Genomic DNA, 17,591 nt, shown 5'->3' on the forward strand with positions numbered 1-17,591 from the left:
AGCCGGTGGTCAGAACGCTTCGAAAGCGCCCTGCACCCATTCGAAATCAAGCAAGGGCGGGGTGCCGGTCACTGCCAGCACGTCGAAACGGCAGGGACATGATAGCCGGTTGCGGGCCAGATAAAAACGCGCGGCATGGACCAGCCGGCGCTGCTTGGCCCGGGTGACGGTCTCGAGGGGGTGGCCGTGGCGTGCGTCGGCGCGATGGCGCACTTCCACGAACACCAGCGTCTCGCCGTCGCTCATCACCAGGTCGAGCTCACCGCCCTTGAACTGCTGGTTGCTGGCGATGAGCCTGAGCCCCCTGTCCACTAGCCATTCGGCGCCCAGGCGCTCGACACGAGCGCCGCGGGCGCGGGCATCAGTTGAGCTGACCATTGTCGAGCAGGTCGCCGTCGAGCAGTTCGAAGGTCAGGATGGGGCGCGGCACGCCACGCTCGAAGCGTGCCCATGGCAGCCGGCGCTCGATGCGACCGTCGCGCCCCGGCAGCAGCAGGCCAGTGGCGCCGAACAGCTCGCTCTCGGGCAGTAGCTGGAACTGCGGCAGTCGGCGCGCCAGCTCATAGGCGTCGACACCCATCGCCATCAGCCGGAAGGTGGCTGGGTCGGAGTCTTCGCGCAGGTCCTGGAAGCTGGCCAGGTAGGGCAGCGCCTCGACGCCGCCGACCGCCGCATCGGGGATCTGCCAGGGAATGTCGACGAAGAAGACGTCATCCAGGTCATGGTCGAGCAGCGGCTGCGGGCGCCCCTCGTACAGGTGAGAGGTGGCGTAGATAGGCAGGTTGGCGGCGTCGAAATAGTCGAGATTCGGCGGCACCTGACGGGCGTAGCTGGGCAGGGCCAGCAGGAACAGCATGTCCGGGCGGCCACCGGCGAGCACCCGGCGAGTGCTTTCGGTGGCGGAGCCGCGGGGGTCGTAGGTGACGGCGTTGGTGACGATGCCGTCGAGCCGGCTCCACTCCTGCTGGAAGGCGCGGCCTACCCGGGTGCCCCATTCGTTGTCGGGCACCATCATGGCGGCGCGGCGGTGGCCGTCCTCACGGGCGCGGCGGGCTACCTGGCGCGCCTCGTCCTCTGCCGACAGGCCGTACTGGAACAGCCCCTGCGCCTGGTTGCTGTCGCCGTGGCCGTAGTTGAGCGCCAGTGTCGGCAGCGGTACGCGGTCGCGATTTTCGAGTTCGGTGACTTCGTCCTTGTCGAGGGGGCCGATGACCACCTGGGCACCGATGTTGCGCGCTTCGGCGTAGAGTGCATCGAGGTTGCCGTGGCTGGCGTCGATGAACGAGAGGCGCAGGCCGCCGTTGCGCTCGGCGCTGTGCATGTGGTGCAGGCGCATGCCGGCGCGGATCGATTCGGCGACGCTGCTCAGCGGGCCCGATTCGGGAAGGAAGACGGCGATGTGGCGGACTTCCCTGCCGCGCAGCTCACGCAGGGCGAGCAGCTCCGAGGGCACCTCACGGGCTGCCGGGTGTCGGGCATTGCGCTCGCGCCAGGCTTCCAGATTCGACAGCAGGCGCTCGATGTCGCCATCGCTTTCGCGTACCAGGCCGGCAAGACTCAGCCAGCCCAGGGCCAGCTCGTCGGCGCCCTCGCGCAGGCTGGCCAGTTCGCTGGCGTCGAGGCGTGAGAGCGAGTTCCAGATGGGATCGTTGAGCGCTTCACGCTCGGTGCGTGCCTGTACGTACATCAGCATGTCGGCGGCGGCACGATGCTCGTCGACCTGGCCAAGCGCCAGCCCTAGGCGCTCGCGCAGGATCAGGCCGGCATCGCGGGGAAAGTCGATCTCGTCGAGTAGCTGTCCGGCCTGGATCACTGCCCAGGGCTCGCCCAGTTCGTTGCCGAGCTCCGACAGCAGCATGGCCCAGTGCAGGCGGTATTCGGCGGGCAGCCGGCTGTCGTCGATCTCGCTGGAAATCTGCAGTGCCTGGGTACGCTGTCCTTGGCGTGCTAGGATGTCGGCCGCTTCGAGCCGGCTCAGCGCGGCCTCTTCGGGGGCCTGCTGCTGTGCCTGCCGCAGGAGCTGGTCGGGGTCGTCGACGGGAGCTCGCTCGACGATGCCGGGAGGTGCGCAGCCTGCCACCATGAGGGCGAGGAGCACGGTGGCCAGCAGGCCGCGGGGCATCTTTAGCATGAATCCTTCCTTGTCTCGGGCTCGGAGCGGCGTTCGCCTGCCTCGGGAGTCGACCCTTCATCTCGCACGGGCCAAGGCCGAAAATCCCCCTGAGGAGCCGCCATGTCGGATATACATCTTGGTACATTGTACGTGGTCGCCACGCCGATTGGGAATCTGGAGGACCTGAGCCCCAGGGCGGCGCGGGTGCTGGGGGAGGTGGCGCTGGTCGCCGCCGAGGATACCCGCCACACGTCGCGGCTGTTGCGCCACCTGGGGCTGTCGGTGCCGATGCTCTCGCTGCACGAGCACAACGAGGCGGCCCGAGTCGAGCAGCTCGACCGACGCCTGCTGGGCGGCGAGAGCATTGCCCTGGTGAGCGATGCGGGAACGCCGCTGATCAGCGATCCGGGGTTCGTGCTGGTTCGCGAGCTGCGGGCACGGGGGCGCCGCATCGTGCCGGTACCCGGCGCCTGTGCGCTGGTGGCGGCGCTGTGTGCGTCCGGCTTGCCCACCGACCGCTTCCTGTTCCAGGGATTCCTGCCGGCCAAGGGCGGGGCTCGCCGCCAGCGCCTGAAGGACCTGGCGTTGCGCGAAGAGACGCTGGTCTTCTACGAGTCGCCGCACCGGATACGCGACGCGCTGGCCGATATTGGCGCCGAGCTCGGTGCGCGCCGGCTGGTGCTGGCGCGGGAGCTGACGAAATCCTTCGAGACCTTTCTGGAAGGCGACGCCGAGAGGCTGCTGGCCTGCATGCAGGCCGACCCGGATCAGGCGCGGGGCGAGTTCGTGATCATGGTGGCGGGAGCCGAGCCGAAGGAGGGCGGCGATACGGCCAGCGTGGAGGCGCATGCCTTGCTTGCGGCGCTGCTGGACGAGGGCGTGGGGGTGAAGCAGGCCGCGGCCGTGGCGGCAAGGCTTCTGGGCGGGGCGAAGAAAACCTGGTACGGCCAGGCCCAGGCGCTGAAGGAGGCCCGCTGAGACGGGGCGGAAAGACATTGAGAGGCCACCGGCACGCTGGTATTCTTGCGCTCGGAGTCGGCCAGACGGTCGCCGCCGCATCGGCCTTGGTCGGTGTGGGGGAGGAAAGTCCGGGCTCCACAGGGCAGGGTGCCAGGTAACGCCTGGGCGGCGCGAGCCGACGGAAAGTGCAGCAGAGAGCAGACCGCCTACGTCTCCTTCGGGAGGCCGGCAAGGGTGAAAGGGTGCGGTAAGAGCGCACCGCGCGCCTGGTAACAGTGCGTGGCACGGTAAACCCCACCCGGAGCAAGACCAAATAGGAACCCTATGACGTGGCCCGCGTCGGGTTCGGGTAGGTTGCTGGAGGGTCGCGGTGACGCGGCTCCTAGATGAATGACTGTCCACGACAGAACCCGGCTTATCGGCCGACTCCCCCGATTCACAGCTAGCGCATCCGGGCTGCCGGATGCGTCCCTACGAGTCCGAGACATCAGGAAAGCGCATGCCGCCATCCGCAGCTGAACCGAGCCGTCATGGCTTTCGTCATGCCAGCGTGCTACTGGATGGGGCCGTGGATGCTCTCGTTCATGACTCCGGTGGTGCCTATCTGGACGGCACCTTCGGACGCGGCGGACATTCCCGCGCCATTCTCGAACGTTTGGGCCCACAGGGCCGCCTGCTGGCCATCGACCGCGACCCTCAGGCCATTGCCGAAGCGCGGACGCTGACGGATTCGCGCTTCGTCATCGAGCAGGGCGAGTTCGCCAATCTGGCCGAGATTGCACGCCGCCACGACCTCTTCGGCAAGCTGGACGGCGTGCTGCTGGACGTTGGCGTGTCATCGCCGCAGTTGGACGATCCCGAGCGGGGGTTCAGCTTTCTGCGTGACGGCCCCCTCGACATGCGCATGGACCCGACCCGAGGCGAAAGTGCCGCCGACTGGCTGGCGCGGGCCAGCGAGGCCGAGATCGCCCAGGTGTTCAAGACCTACGGCGAGGAGCGGTTCGCCAAACGCCTGGCTCGGGCCGTCGTGACGCGCCGTCTTGACAAGCCCTTTCTGCGTACCGGTGACCTGGCCGAGGTGCTCAAAACGGCCCACCCCGCCTGGGAGAAAGGTAAGCATCCTGCCACGCGGGCCTTCCAGGCGCTGCGCATTCACATCAATGCTGAGCTCGAGCAGCTGGATGCCGCGCTGGCTGCGGCGCTGGAGGCGCTGGCTCCCGGCGGGCACCTGGTGGTGATCAGCTTTCACTCGCTGGAGGATCGCCGGGTCAAGCGCTTCATCCGTGAGCACGTGCGTGGCGACAGCGACCTGCCGCGGGGCGTGCCGGTACGTGAGGATCAGCTCGCCAGACGCCTGGAGATGCTGGGCAAGGCGCAGCGCCCCTCGGCGGCTGAAGTCGACGCCAATCCGCGCGCGCGCAGCGCTGTGATGCGCGCTGCACGCAAGCTGGCCTGAGGAGCGGCATGATGCAAGGACGCCTCTCACCACGCATGCTGCGAGCCGCCTGGCCAGCGAACCGGCGCCCCAGTTGGCGGCTGCTGCTGGTGACCGCTCTGGTGCTGGCATGCCTGATCACCGCCATTGCGGTGGTCGGCACCAGCCATCAGACGCGTGCCCAGTATGCGCGCCTGCAGCAGCTCGAGCGCGAGCGCGACCAGTTGCAGACGGAGTGGGGTCAACTGCTGCTGGAGGAGAGCGCCTGGTCGTCGCCGGCGCGCATCGAGCGTCTGGCCGTCGAGCGGCTCGAGATGCGACTGCCCCACGTCAATGAAGTCGAGGTCATCCGGCCATGAGTACGGATGTGCGCAACGGAGTGACACCGCGCCGGCGCCCGCCCATGGCGCCCATGGGCGGGCTGCGATATGGCGTCGTGCTGGGCGTGGTGTTCATCGGCCTGCTGCTGCTGGCCGGGCGTATCGTGACCCTGCACGTCTTCGATCGGCCGTTCCTGCAGGGGCAGGGCGATGCACGGATTCTGCGCACCGAGTCGCTCACCGCCCACCGCGGCATGATCACCGATCGCAACGGCGAGCCGCTGGCCATCTCCACCCCGGTGGTGACGCTGTGGGCCAACCCCCAGGAGGTTCCCGAAGATCGCATCCAGCGGCTGATGCTCTCACAGGCGCTGGGCATGACACCCGACGATCTCGACGCCAGGCTCGAGCGTTTCGCCTCGCGAGAGTTCATGTTCCTGCGTCGCCAGCTCACCCCGGTAGCCGCACAGCGGGTCCTGGATCTGCGCGTTCCCGGCGTCTATGCCCAGCATGAATACAAACGCTACTACCCGGCCGGCGAGGTGGTCGCCCAACTGCTGGGCGTGACCAACGTGGACGACATGGGCCAGGAGGGGGTGGAGCTCGCCTACCAACCCTATCTGGCCGGCACCCCCGGACAGCGCCGGGTGATCAAGGACCGCCGTGGCCGCCTGGTGCGGGATCTGGCGGTACTGCGCGAGGCTCAGCCGGGTGGGGAACTGACCCTTTCCATCGATCAGCGGCTGCAGTACATGGCCTACCGCGAGCTCAAGGCGGCGGTGGCCGAGCACGATGCCGATGGCGGCGTGGTGGTGATGATGGATGCGCGCACCGGTGAAGTGCTGGCCATGGCCAATCAGCCCTCCTACAACCCCAACAACCGTGCCGGGCTGGACCCGCGCGGACTGCGCAACCAGGCCATCGTCGACGTCTTCGAACCCGGCTCGGTGGTGAAGCCGCTGGCCATGGCGGCCATCATGGAGAGCGGGCGCTTCGACAGCGACATCGTGGTCGATACCTCGCCGGGCTGGATGCGCATCGACCGCTTCACCATTCGCGACATACGCAACTACGGCAGGCTCGATCTGGCGGGTATTCTCGAAAAGTCGTCGAACATCGGCATGTCGAAGCTGGTACTCGAACTGGACGACCCGTTGGTGCCCGATCTCTATCGCCGGTTGGGCTTCGGTCAGAGCACCGAGACCGGTTTTCCCGGCGAGGCGGTGGGCCATATGCCGGCGCCTGTGCGCTGGTCGCGCAGTCAGTGGGCGGCGCTCTCCTACGGTTATGGTCTGTCGGTCTCCGCCCTGCAGCTGGCCAGCGCCTATACCGCCTTGGCCAACGGCGGCGTACGCATGCCGCCCTCGCTGCTCAAGCTGAACGAGGCACCGATAGGGGAGCCCGCCATCGACCCCCAGGTGGCCCATGAGCTGCTGCGCATCATGGAGCAGTCGGTCCAGCCCACCACCGGAGGGCGCCGTGCCGCCGTGCCGGGCTACCGGGTGGCGGGCAAGACCGGTACGGTACGCAAGACTTCGGTGGCAGGCTACGAAGAGAACGCCTATCGCAGCCTGTTTGCCGGGGTCGCCCCGGTTTCCGATCCGCGTATCGTCACCATCGTCATGATCGACCATCCCCGGGGTGGAGATTTCTTCGGCGGTGCCGTGGCGGCGCCGGTCTTCTCGCGTGTCACGGGCAGCGCCCTGCGTCTGCTGGACGTGCCGCCGGATCAACGAACACAATGACTGCTGCCTTTCCTACGACAGAGGTGCGTCGATGCAGGTGAGTGCTTCCCGTCTACAGTCGGCGCTGTGCCGCTGCTGGCCCAATCTGACGATACCGGCGTCGACCGGTGACGCTTCGCTGCGCCTGGTGCTCGACAGCCGCCTGGTCGAGCCGGGCGATGTCTTCGTGGCCGTACCCGGTGTGAGCGGAGACGGCCGCAGGTATCTGGGTCAGGCGCTTCAGGCGGGCGCCGTGCAGGTGCTCTACCACCTCGAACCGGGCGAATCGCTCCCCACCTCGGCCGAGGGGCAGCCGGTGCTGGGGCTGCCGTTCCTGCGCCAGCGCCTGGGCGAGCTGGGGCAGTGGCTGTACGAAGTGCCGAAGGCGCTGGAGCTGATCGGTGTTACCGGGACCAATGGCAAGAGCTCCGTGACCCACTACCTGGCCGAACTGAGTGCGGCCCTTGGACGGGAAGCCGGGCTCATCGGCACGCTGGGTGTCGGGCGCCCCGGACAGCTCACGGATACCGGGCTGACGACGCCGGGGCCGCTGATGCTGCAGGCGGCTCTCGGTGAGATGGCCGCAGGCGGTATCGGGCGGGTGGCCATGGAGGTCTCTTCCCATGCGCTTGAGCAGGACCGCCTCGACGGCTGTCGGGTCAAGGCCGCAGTATTCACCAATCTCACTCGAGATCACCTGGATTATCACGGCAGCATGGCGGCCTATGCCGCGGCCAAGGCACGCCTGTTTCGTCGCTCCGAGCTGGAGTTGGCGGTGGTCAACGCCGACGACTCCCTCGCCGGTCTGATGCTGGCGGGGCTGGCGGACGGGGTGCGCGTGCTGGCCGTCGGCGACGACCCGGCGGCGACGCTGCGCGTGGTCGACTGGCGGCCCGAGACCTCCGGCCAGTTGGCGCTGGTCGCGACCCCGGAGGGAGAGCGTAGCCTCGAGCTGCCGCTGATGGGGCGCTTCAATCTCGACAACGTGCTGCTTGCCATTGCCACGCTCTACGGCCTCGGGGAAAGCCTGGAGGCGCTGTTTGCCGCGGCTTCCGGGCTGACCCCCGTACCCGGGCGCATGCAGCGCTTCGGCAGCGACGGCATGCCGACCGTGATCGTCGACTACGCCCATACTCCCGGCGCATTGGAGAATGCACTGGGTGCGCTGCGCCAGCATCTTCCCGGCAACGGTAAACTGTGGTGCCTGTTCGGCTGCGGTGGCGATCGCGACAGTGGCAAGCGCCCGCTGATGGGAGCGACGGCGGAGCGTCATGCCGACCGGCTGGTGATCACCGACGACAATCCCCGCAGCGAAGACCCCGCCGAGATACGCCAGCAGATACTTGCCGGCGTGTCGGCCGAGGCCAGGCAGCGCAGCGAGGTCGTGGCGGGGCGCAGCGAAGCCATCGCCCGCACCATCGCGCAGGCCGACGTCAACGATGTGGTGCTGATCGCCGGCAAGGGCCACGAAGCCTATCAGGAGGTCGCCGGCGTGCGTCATCCCTTCAGCGATGTCGCCGAGACCGAATCGGCATTGGCCAGTCGCGAGGCGGGACAATGAGCGGATCAGGTCTAAATACGCTTGCCGAAGTGGCCGTCGCGCTGGGCGTGGATGCGCCTGCGCGCGACGTGGCGCTCGGCGATATCGTCAGCGATACGCGCAGCCTGTCACCGGGTAGTCTCTTCGTAGCACTGCGCGGCGAGCGCTTCGATGCCCACGATTTCATTGCCCAGGCCCGCGAAGCCGGTGCGGCGGCGGCCCTGGTCGAGCGGCCCGTCGAGGACCCGCTGCCACAGTTGGTGGTCTCCGATACCCGCCTGGCACTCGGTCTGCTCGGGCGTGCCCGGCGCCGGGCCTGGGGTGGCCCGCTGGTGGCGGTAACGGGCAACAGCGGCAAGACCAGCGTCAAGGAGCTGCTGGCTCAGTTGCTTGGTCTGGGCGGCATGACCCTGGCCACGCGGGGCAATCTCAACAACGACATCGGCGCACCGTTGACCCTGCTGGGGCTGACCGACGCCCATCGTCGCGCCGTGATCGAGCTGGGTGCCAACCACCTTGGCGAGATCGCCTGGACCACCAGTCTCGCCGAGCCGCAGGTGGCCATCATCACCAACGTCACCGGAGCGCATGTCGGCGAGTTCGGCGGCATGGGCCAGATCGCCCAGGCCAAGGGCGAGATACTGGCCGGGCTCGGGGCCGATGGCGTGGCGGTGCTCAACCGCGACGATGTCTATTACCCTTTCTGGGCGCAGTTGGCCGCACCGCGGCAAGTACTGGATTTCGGATTCGCCGAAGGCAGTCGGGTGCGGGCCGACGAGCTGGCCTGCGACGCCCTGGGGCGCTATGCTTTCACGCTTGTCATGGATGGCCGCAGGATTGGCCGGGTGCAGCTTGCCCTGTTGGGGCGGCACAGCGTCGCCAACGCGCTGGCGGCGGCGGCGGGAGCGCTGGCGCTGGGTGTCGACGACGAGCAGGTGCTGGCAGGGCTGGCGGCTTGCATACCGATGCCGGGACGCCTGAGTCCGCTGGGCGGTATACGGCAGAGCCGCCTATTGGACGACAGCTATAACGCCAACCCGGGAGCGGTCAAGGCGGCGCTGGCGCTGCTGACCGAGCTGCCCGGCCCCAGGTGGTGCCTGCTTGGCGCCATGGGAGAACTGGGGAAGGATTCGGACCGACTGCATGCAGAGGTCGGCCATTACGCACGCAAACTGGGGATCGACGTGCTGATGACCTGCGGCGAGCCGGCACAGGCCGCAAGCCAGGCTTTCGGCGACGGCGGAATTCATTTCAACGACCACGAGGCGCTGACGCGTCATGTCCTGGACCATCTGCCCACCGGTGCCAGCGTTCTGATCAAGGGATCGCGCAGCGCTGGCATGGAACGGGTCGTGGCGGCGCTACGAGCTGACGCATCAAGGTGAACGCAACACATGCTGCTTTTTCTGGCTGATTTTCTGGCGCAGTACCAGAGCGCCTTCAATGTTTTCAATTATCTGACCCTGCGCATGATCCTGGGCACCATGACGGCTCTGCTGCTCTGCCTGTGGCTGGGGCCGTGGATGATTCGGCGTCTGGTCGAGCGCCAGATCGGTCAGGCGGTACGCGACGACGGCCCTCAGTCGCATCTGTCCAAGGCGGGCACGCCGACCATGGGCGGGGCCATGATCCTGATGGCGATCGCCGTCAGCACCCTGCTGTGGGCCGATCTCACCAATCGTTTCGTGTGGATCGTGCTGGTGGTGACGCTGGGCTTCGGTGCGATCGGCTGGGTCGACGACTACCGCAAGGTGGTGGAGAAGAATCCCCGCGGGCTGCCGGCGCGCTGGAAATATTTCTGGCAATCGGTGATCGGCCTGGCGACGGCGCTGGTGCTATATCTGACCGCCACCAGTGCGGTGGAAACCAGCCTCATCGTGCCGCTGTTCAAGGACATCGTCATCCCGCTGGGAGTGTTCTACATCGTGCTCACCTATCTGGTGATCGTGGGCAGCTCCAACGCCGTCAACCTCACCGACGGCCTGGATGGCCTGGCCATCATGCCCACTGTCATGGTGGCCATGGGCCTGGCGATCTTCGCCTATGCCAGCGGCAACGCGGTATTCGCCAACTATCTGCAGATCCCGAGCATTGCCGGTGCCGGCGAGCTGGCCGTCTTCTGTGCCACCATTGCCGGTGCCGGACTGGGCTTCCTGTGGTTCAACACCTATCCGGCCCAGGTGTTCATGGGCGATGTCGGGGCGCTGGCGCTGGGTGCGGCGCTCGGCGTGGTGGCGGTCATCGTGCGCCAGGAGATCGTGCTGTTCATCATGGGCGGCATCTTCGTGCTCGAGACCATCTCGGTGATCCTGCAGGTGGGCTCCTACAAGCTGACCGGGCGCCGCATCTTCCGCATGGCACCGCTACACCACCATTATGAGCTCAAGGGCTGGCCGGAGCCGCGGGTCATCGTGCGCTTCTGGATCATCACCGTGGTGCTGGTTCTGGTCGGTCTGGCGACGCTCAAGATTCGCTGATTCGCGTGCGCCCATCCTGTCGGGCGAGGAGAGTGGAATGCGCAAGGTGCCGAAGGGAGTGACGCTGGTGGTCGGGCTGGGAATTTCCGGCCGGGCCATCTGCCGGCACCTGGCCAGAGCGGGCGTGCCTTTCATGGTCGCCGATACCCGCGAAGCGCCGCCCGGACTCGAAGATTTTCGCCGCGCGCACCCTCAGGTGGAGCTTCACTGCGGAGCGCTCACGGCGCTCGACATGAGTGCAGCGGAGGAGATCGTGGTGAGCCCCGGCGTCGACCTGCGTACGCCGGGCCTGGCCGAGTGGGTGGGGCGTCGTCGCGATTCTGGGGAGCCGCTGGTGGTGGGCGAGATCGCCCTGTTCGTACGCGCCGCGCGCGCACCCATTGCCGCCATTACCGGCTCCAACGCCAAGTCCACCGTGACCACGCTGCTGGGTGAGATGGCCCAGGCCGCCGGTCGGCGGGTGGCGGTAGGCGGCAACCTGGGCACGCCGGCGCTGGATCTGCTGGCCGAAGCCCCCGAGGCGGAGCTCTACGTGCTGGAACTGTCGAGCTTTCAGCTCGAGACGACTCCCCGGCTGGGCGCCGAGACGGCCGCTTTCCTCAATCTCTCTGAAGATCATCTGGATCGCCACGACGATATGGCGGGGTATCGCGCTGCCAAGCTTGGCATCTTCCGCGGCGCTCGCCATGCCGTGGTCAACGCCGAAGACCCCATGACCTGGCCCCTCGACCCGCTCCCCATGGCGTGCTTCACCACCCAGCCGCCGCAAGCGGACGAGTGGGGTATCGCCCAGCTGGACGGTCGCGACTGGCTGATGCATGGTGGCACGGCGCTGATGGCAACCGACGAGCTGGGAGTGGCGGGGCGTCACAACCAGGCCAATGCGCTGGCGGCACTGGCCATGGGCACGCATCTCGGCTTTTCGCTGGAGGCCATGTGTGGCGTGCTGCGCCAGTTCAAGGGCCTGCCTCATCGCAGCGAGCTGGTGGCCGAAGTGGACGGCGTGCGCTGGGTCAACGACTCCAAGGGAACCAACGTCGGCGCCACCCTGGCGGCCATCGCCGGGCTGGGTCCCACCCTGCTGGGACGCCTCGTGCTGCTGGCCGGGGGGCTGGGCAAGGGGGCGGATTTTACGCCGCTGGCCGAGCCGCTGGCCCGCTACGCTCGCGAGGCGATCCTGTTCGGTAGCGATGCCGAGCGGATCGCTGCGGCGCTGCAGGGCCGCGTGACCGTGACCCGGGTCGACGATCTGGCGGGAGCGATGACCAGAGCGCGTGAAATTGCCGAGCCGGGCGACTGTGTATTGCTCTCGCCGGCCTGTGCCAGCCTCGATCAGTTTTCCGGTTATCCGGCACGCGGAGAGGCGTTTCGCCGAGGCGTCGAGCGGTTCGTGAAGGAGGCGGGACATGTCGACTAAGACCAAGCAGGCGACCAAGGTGAGGTTCGCGCGGCTGCGGCGCCTGCGTGAGCGGCTTTCGACCCGCGATCAACCGTTCGACGGCTGGTTGCTGTTTGCCGCCCTGGCCTTGATCCTGACCGGTTGGGTCATGGTCACCTCGGCGTCGACCGAAGTGGCGGCCAGTCTTACCGGTAACCCCTGGTACTTCAGCCAGCGCCATGCGCTGTTCGTGCTCATGGCGCTGGGAGTGGCCGTCGTGACGCTGCGCTCCCCGCTGGCCTGGTGGCGCGCCAACGGGCCGCTGCTGCTGCTGATCAGCATTGCCTTGCTGTTCCTGGTGCTGCTGATCGGACGTGAGGTCAACGGCAGCCGGCGCTGGCTGTCGATACCGTTGCTGCCTTTCAATCTGCAGGTGTCCGAGGTGGCCAAGCTGTGCCTGATCGTCTATCTGGCCGGTTACCTCGAGCGCTTCCTGCCGGAGGTCCGCCGTAGCTGGGGCGCCTTTCTGCGCCCGCTGCTGGTGATGGGCGTGATCGCCGTCCTGCTGATTCTCGAGCCCGATTACGGTGCGGTGGTGGTGATGACCGGCTGCGTGATGGGCATGCTGCTGCTGGCAGGCGCGCCCTGGGGCCGCTTCGTCTTCATCCTGATCGGCGTCGGGGTGCTCGGTTTCTACGTGGCCATTGCCGAGCCATACCGCCTGGCGCGACTGACCAGTTTTTCCGACCCCTGGGCCGATCAGTTCGCCAGCGGCTACCAGCTCACCCAGGCGCTGATCGCCTTCGGACGCGGCCACTGGCTGGGCATGGGGCTCGGTAACAGCGTGCAGAAGCTGTTCTACCTGCCCGAAGCCCACACCGACTTCGTCTTTGCCGTGATTGCCGAGGAGCTGGGTCTGTTCGGTGCCATCGCCGTGGTCGGGCTGTTCGCCCTGCTGATCTGGCGGTCGCTGGCGGTAGGGCGGCGTGCCGAGCTGGCCGGGATGGCCTTTGCCGCCTATGTCAGCTATGGCATCGCCCTGGTGATCGGCGCCCAGGCCTTCATCAACATCGCCGTCAGCACCGGCATGCTGCCGACCAAGGGCTTGACCCTGCCGCTGCTCAGCTACGGCGGCTCCAGCCTGCTGGTCAGCGCCGCCATGATGGCGCTGCTGCTGCGGGTCGACATCGACACCCGCCAGGCGCTGCGGCGGGCCAGCCCGACCGCACCGCGGGAAGCGACAGGACGGCGGGAGCCGCTGATCGATCGACAAGGAGTCATGAAGTGACCCAGGCCAGGACGCGACGAGTGCTGATCATGGCGGGCGGCACCGGCGGTCATGTGATACCGGCGCTATCGCTGGCTCGCGGGCTGCAGGCCCAGGGGCTGGAGGTGCACTGGCTGGGCAGTCCGCGAGGTATCGAGAATCGGCTGGTGCCGGCGGCCGAACTGCCGCTGCATCGCATTGCGGTGGCCGGTTTGCGCGGTAACGGTCTGGCCGGCTGGCTCAAGGCGCCTTTCAATCTGGTGCGCAGCGTGTGGCAGGCGGCAAGCGTCATCCGCCGGCTCGAGCCGGCGCTGGTGGTGGGCCTCGGCGGTTTCGCCAGCGGGCCCGGCGGGCTTGCGGCCTGGCTGCTGCGTCGCCCGTTGGTGATCCATGAGCAGAACGCCGTGGCCGGGTTGACCAACCGTGCTCTGGCGCGACTGGCCCGCCGTGTCTATGCCGCCTTTCCCCAGGCCTTCGGCTCGCGGGGAGAGGTGGTCGGCAACCCGGTACGCGAAGAGATCGCCGCCCTGGGTGAGTCGCCCCGCGAGGCGCAGACGATGCGCGGCCGGCGCCTTCGGCTGTTGGTCGTCGGCGGCTCGCTGGGGGCGCTGCCGCTCAACCAGCGTCTGCCCGAGGCGCTTGCCGCACTGCCTGAAGGGAGCCGTCCTGAAGTGCGCCACCAGGCCGGCCGCGACAAGGATGCGGCGACCCGAGACGCCTATCTGGCGCAGGGGGTCGAGGCGGAGGTGAGTGCTTTCATCGACGACATGGCGGCGGCCTACGACTGGGCCGATCTGGTTGTCTGTCGGGCTGGGGCGCTGACCGTGTCCGAGGTGGCGGCCGCGGCCAAGCCGGCCCTGTTCGTGCCGCTGCCCCATGCGGTGGACGACCACCAGACGGCCAATGCCCGCGCCCTGGTGGCGGCGGGTGCGGCACAGTTGATGCCGCAGCACGAGATGACGACGGCGGCGCTGGCCAAGAGCCTGGCGACGCTGCTCGACCCCGACACTCTCGCCACCATGGCTCGGCAGGCGCGCCGCTGCGCGCACCTCGATGCCGTAGACCGCCTGGTGGCCGGTTGCATGGAGACAGCGCTTGAGCGATAGCACCTTGAGGCCGGTTCCCGGTCAGGCAACGCTGCCCCGCCACGGGCGTGGCCTGGGCATGCGCCGTATTCGGCACATCCATTTCGTCGGCATCGGCGGCGCCGGCATGTGCGGCATCGCCGAAGTGCTGGCCAACCAGGGCTATCAGGTCAGCGGCAGCGACCTGAAGGCCTCGGCGGTGGTGGCCCGGCTGCGTGAGCGCGGCATTCGCGTGGCCATCGGCCACGCCGAGGACAACGTGGCGGGCGCCGACGTGGTCGTCGTCTCCACCGCCGTGGATGCTGCGAACCCGGAGATTCGCTGGGCTCAGGAGCACCGCGTGCCGGTGGTGCGCCGGGCCGAGATGCTCGCCGAGCTGATGCGCTTTCGCCACGGTATCGCCGTGGCCGGCACTCACGGCAAGACCACCACCACCAGCCTGACGGCCACGCTGCTGGCCGAAGGCGGCCTCGATCCGACCTTCGTCATCGGCGGCAAGCTGACCAGCGCCGGCACCAACGCGCGCCTGGGCGAAGGCGATTACCTGGTGGCCGAGGCCGACGAATCCGATGCCTCGTTCCTGCACCTGCAGCCGATGGTCTCCATCGTGACCAATATCGACGCCGATCACATGAGCACCTACGGCGGCGACTTCGAGCGGCTCAAGGGCACCTTCGTCGAGTTCCTGCACAACCTGCCGTTCTACGGGATGGCCATCCTGTGCATCGACGACGAGCACGTACGCGGCTTGCTCGACCGCGTTCATCGCCAGTTTGTCACCTATGGCTTCAGCGAGGACGCCGACTACCGGGTCGTCGACTTCGTGCAACAGGGTGGCGAGATCCGCTTCACCGCGCTGCGCCCCGATGGGTTTGCCCCTCTCGAGGTGCGCCTGGGTATGCCGGGCCGGCACAATGCGCTGAACGCCCTGGCCGCGATCGCCGTGGCGACCGATGCCGGCGTCGACGATGCCGCCATCCTGCGCGGCCTGGCCGGCTTTGCCGGCGTGGGTCGACGCTTCCAGGTTCACGGCCACTTTCCGCCTCCTTCCGGCAGCGGCGAGGTGATGCTGGTGGACGACTACGGCCACCATCCCCGCGAAGTGGAGATGGTGATCAAGGCGGTGCGGGCCGGTTGGCCTCAGCGTCGGCTGGTGATGGTCTATCAGCCCCATCGCTACACTCGTACCCGCGACCTCTATGAGGATTTCGTCAGGGTGCTGGCGGGCGTCGACGTGCTGCTGCTGCTGGATGTCTACAGCGCCGGCGAAGCGCCCATTCCCGGCGCCGATGGCAAGACGCTGGCAGGCTCCATCCGCCAGCGCGGTCCGCTCGATCCGATCTTCGTGCAGCACAAGTCCGAGCTGCCGGCTCTGCTGGCCAGGGTATTGCGCGACGACGACATTCTGATCACCCAGGGCGCGGGTGACGTGGGCGGCATTGCGCTTGGGTTGGCCGAGAGCCGACTGAATCTCGACGAGGTGACGCTATGATGCAGACGCAAGGACTCGGGCGGGTGGTGGTGCTGTTCGGCGGAAATTCCGCCGAACGCGAGGTATCGCTCAGGAGCGGAGCGGCGGTCTTGGCGGCGCTCGAGCGCAGCGGTGTCGACGTCATCGGCTACGACCCCGCCGACGGCGGCCTGGTCGGTCTCGAGGCACTGGCCCCCGACCGCGTGTTCATCGCCCTGCACGGGCGTGGCGGCGAAGACGGAACGCTTCAGGGCGCGCTCGAGCTGCTGGGTATCCCCTACACCGGCAGCGGTGTGCTGGCCTCGGCGCTGGGTATGGACAAGCAGCGTACCAAGCTCGTCTGGCAGGCCCTGGGGCTACCGACGCCGGAATCGTTGATGTTGGCGGCCGACAGCAACTGGGACGAGATCGTCGCCACCCTGGGGCTGCCGCTGATCGTCAAGCCGGTGCACGAGGGGTCGACCCTCGGCATCACCATCGTCGACAGCCGGGAGACGCTCGAGGCAGCTTACCGCGAAGCGGCCCGCTACGATGCCCGGGTCATGGCCGAGCGTTTCATCAGCGGTGAGGAGTACACGGTATCGCTGCTGGACGATTGCGTGTTGCCCGCCATTCGCGTCGAGGTTCCCAGCGGCTTCTACGACTACGAAGCCAAGTACAACTCGAATGACACCCGCTACCACCTTCCCTGCGGTCTCGATGCCGAGCAGGAAGCGGCGCTGGGAGCGCTGTGCCGGCAGGCCTTCGAGGCGGTTGGCGGCGAAGGCTGGGGCCGTGTCGACGTGATGCGCGATGCTCAGGGCCGCTTCTGGCTGATCGAGGTCAACACCTCTCCGGGGATGACCGATCACAGCCTGGTGCCCCAAGCGGCCGCCCATGCGGGCATCGGCTTCGACGAACTGGTACTGCGTATTCTGCGCACCACACTGGAGCCGCATCAGGCATGAGCAGTCGTGGCTCGACGCTGGGAGTATTGCTGCTGCTGATCCTGCTGGGAGCCGGCGGGCGCGCCCTGTGGACCTGGCTCGACCGCCCCATCGAGCGGGTGGCGATCCGCGGCGAGCTGCAGCACGTCAGCGCCGACTATCTGCGCTCGCAGTTGGCGCCGCTGCTGCAGGGCCAGACCTGGCTCTCGGCCGACCTGCCGGCGCTGCGTCGTGCGGCACGCAACATCGATTGGCTGGCCGAAGTGCGGTTGTCGCGCGAGTGGCCCTATACGCTGGCGTTCGAACTGGTCGAGCAGGTGCCGGTGGCGCGCTGGAACGACGTTTATCTGCTCAATCCCGATGGCGAACCCTTCGCCTTCGAGCCGATAGAGCCGCCCGAAGGGCTGCCCGATCTGGCTGGACCGGTGGGCAGTGGCGCCGAGGTGCTGGCCTACCACAATCGCTTGAGTTCGCGGTTCGACCCGATGGGAATCACCATCTCGCAGCTGCGCCTGGAGCCGCGCGGCGCCTGGCGGCTGCAGCTCGACGACGGGGTCTGGGTCATGCTGGGGCGCAGCGATCGGGACGCGCGTCTGGCCAGATTGGCTGCGGCATGGGAGCGCCAGTTGGGGCCGCATGCAGCGCATATTCGTTATATCGATTTGCGTTATCCAAACGGGGTCGCCGTGGCCTGGCATGGTGAAACCGACCTCCAGGACGACGACGACGGGGCCGGCTGATACCTTTTTTCACCTTCCAGACTCGTCTTGCAGCCGATGCGGTGTTTTCTTTGTCGTCAATAACCCGTATCGTGAACCAGGTTTTTTGCAATGGACTGGTGGTTTAACGCCAGTTGTTTCTATAATGGGCGCAATGGCCATTTATCAGAATAATG

At 67.5% G+C, this 17,591-nt stretch carries 15 protein-coding genes and 1 other RNA gene; 14 read left to right on the top strand and 2 right to left on the bottom strand.

The window, feature by feature from the left end; translation table 11 throughout:
* Positions 1 to 9 precede the first annotated feature (9 nt).
* Positions 10 to 378 carry a YraN family protein gene (locus C4S71_RS03090; RefSeq protein WP_103968170.1) on the bottom strand — a complete coding sequence of 123 codons (369 nt, stop codon included), beginning with the start codon at positions 376 to 378 and terminating at the stop codon, positions 10 to 12.
* A complete protein-coding gene (locus C4S71_RS03095) occupies positions 362 to 2,131 on the bottom strand; it encodes a penicillin-binding protein activator (protein ID WP_103968171.1) in 1,770 nt (589 codons plus the stop codon). The genes C4S71_RS03090 and C4S71_RS03095 overlap by 17 nt, the downstream gene beginning before the upstream one ends.
* A 102-nt stretch (positions 2,132 to 2,233) precedes the next feature.
* On the opposite strand from C4S71_RS03095, the gene rsmI reads away from it, so the two are divergent.
* The 14 genes from rsmI to C4S71_RS03165 all read left to right on the top strand — a co-directional run bounded on the left by rsmI (position 2,234) and on the right by C4S71_RS03165 (position 17,436).
* Entirely contained in the window at positions 2,234 to 3,091 is an 858-nt protein-coding gene (rsmI, locus tag C4S71_RS03100) for a 16S rRNA (cytidine(1402)-2'-O)-methyltransferase (RefSeq protein ID WP_103968172.1), read from the top strand.
* 53 nt (positions 3,092 to 3,144) lie between these two features.
* Positions 3,145 to 3,507, top strand: an RNA gene (gene rnpB / locus C4S71_RS03105) — RNase P RNA component class A.
* 65 nt (positions 3,508 to 3,572) lie between these two features.
* On the top strand, positions 3,573 to 4,529 hold the full coding sequence (rsmH, locus tag C4S71_RS03110; protein WP_103968173.1) for a 16S rRNA (cytosine(1402)-N(4))-methyltransferase RsmH: 957 nt from the start codon (positions 3,573 to 3,575) through the stop codon (positions 4,527 to 4,529).
* A gap of 11 nt (positions 4,530 to 4,540) precedes the next feature.
* Positions 4,541 to 4,867: a cell division protein FtsL gene (gene ftsL / locus C4S71_RS03115; protein ID WP_103968271.1), complete on the top strand. Its 327-nt coding sequence runs from the start codon at positions 4,541 to 4,543 to the stop codon at positions 4,865 to 4,867.
* On the top strand, positions 4,864 to 6,573 hold the full coding sequence (locus C4S71_RS03120) for a peptidoglycan D,D-transpeptidase FtsI family protein (protein ID WP_103968174.1): 1,710 nt from the start codon (positions 4,864 to 4,866) through the stop codon (positions 6,571 to 6,573). The genes ftsL and C4S71_RS03120 overlap by 4 nt, the downstream gene beginning before the upstream one ends.
* Before the next feature lie 31 nt (positions 6,574 to 6,604).
* Positions 6,605 to 8,113: a UDP-N-acetylmuramoyl-L-alanyl-D-glutamate--2,6-diaminopimelate ligase gene (locus C4S71_RS03125; protein ID WP_103968175.1), complete on the top strand. Its 1,509-nt coding sequence runs from the start codon at positions 6,605 to 6,607 to the stop codon at positions 8,111 to 8,113.
* A complete protein-coding gene (locus C4S71_RS03130; protein ID WP_103968176.1) occupies positions 8,110 to 9,477 on the top strand; it encodes a UDP-N-acetylmuramoyl-tripeptide--D-alanyl-D-alanine ligase in 1,368 nt (455 codons plus the stop codon). The genes C4S71_RS03125 and C4S71_RS03130 overlap by 4 nt, the downstream gene beginning before the upstream one ends.
* Positions 9,478 to 9,486: 9 nt before the next feature.
* Positions 9,487 to 10,569 (top strand): phospho-N-acetylmuramoyl-pentapeptide-transferase, encoded by a 1,083-nt coding sequence (gene mraY / locus C4S71_RS03135; RefSeq protein ID WP_010629145.1) that lies wholly within the window; start codon positions 9,487 to 9,489, stop codon positions 10,567 to 10,569.
* Between the two features lie 37 nt (positions 10,570 to 10,606).
* Positions 10,607 to 11,986 carry a UDP-N-acetylmuramoyl-L-alanine--D-glutamate ligase gene (gene murD, locus C4S71_RS03140; protein WP_103968177.1) on the top strand — a complete coding sequence of 460 codons (1,380 nt, stop codon included), beginning with the start codon at positions 10,607 to 10,609 and terminating at the stop codon, positions 11,984 to 11,986.
* Positions 11,976 to 13,235 (top strand): putative lipid II flippase FtsW, encoded by a 1,260-nt coding sequence (gene ftsW, locus C4S71_RS03145; protein ID WP_103968178.1) that lies wholly within the window; start codon positions 11,976 to 11,978, stop codon positions 13,233 to 13,235. Before murD ends, ftsW begins: the two co-directional genes overlap by 11 nt.
* Complete coding sequence (murG, locus tag C4S71_RS03150) at positions 13,232 to 14,320, top strand: undecaprenyldiphospho-muramoylpentapeptide beta-N-acetylglucosaminyltransferase (protein WP_103968179.1); 1,089 nt, start codon at positions 13,232 to 13,234, stop codon at positions 14,318 to 14,320. The genes ftsW and murG overlap by 4 nt, the downstream gene beginning before the upstream one ends.
* A gap of 58 nt (positions 14,321 to 14,378) precedes the next feature.
* Entirely contained in the window at positions 14,379 to 15,791 is a 1,413-nt protein-coding gene (gene murC / locus C4S71_RS03155) for a UDP-N-acetylmuramate--L-alanine ligase (protein ID WP_103968272.1), read from the top strand.
* Positions 15,788 to 16,717, top strand: a complete 930-nt coding sequence (locus C4S71_RS03160; RefSeq protein WP_086509817.1) for a D-alanine--D-alanine ligase — start codon at positions 15,788 to 15,790, stop codon at positions 16,715 to 16,717. Before murC ends, C4S71_RS03160 begins: the two co-directional genes overlap by 4 nt.
* Complete coding sequence (locus C4S71_RS03165; RefSeq protein WP_086509816.1) at positions 16,714 to 17,436, top strand: cell division protein FtsQ/DivIB; 723 nt, start codon at positions 16,714 to 16,716, stop codon at positions 17,434 to 17,436. The genes C4S71_RS03160 and C4S71_RS03165 overlap by 4 nt, the downstream gene beginning before the upstream one ends.
* Positions 17,437 to 17,591: the final 155 nt, after the last annotated feature.

The organism is Billgrantia desiderata (assembly GCF_900108215.1).
GTDB classification, from domain to species: Bacteria; Pseudomonadota; Gammaproteobacteria; order Pseudomonadales; family Halomonadaceae; genus Halomonas; species Halomonas desiderata.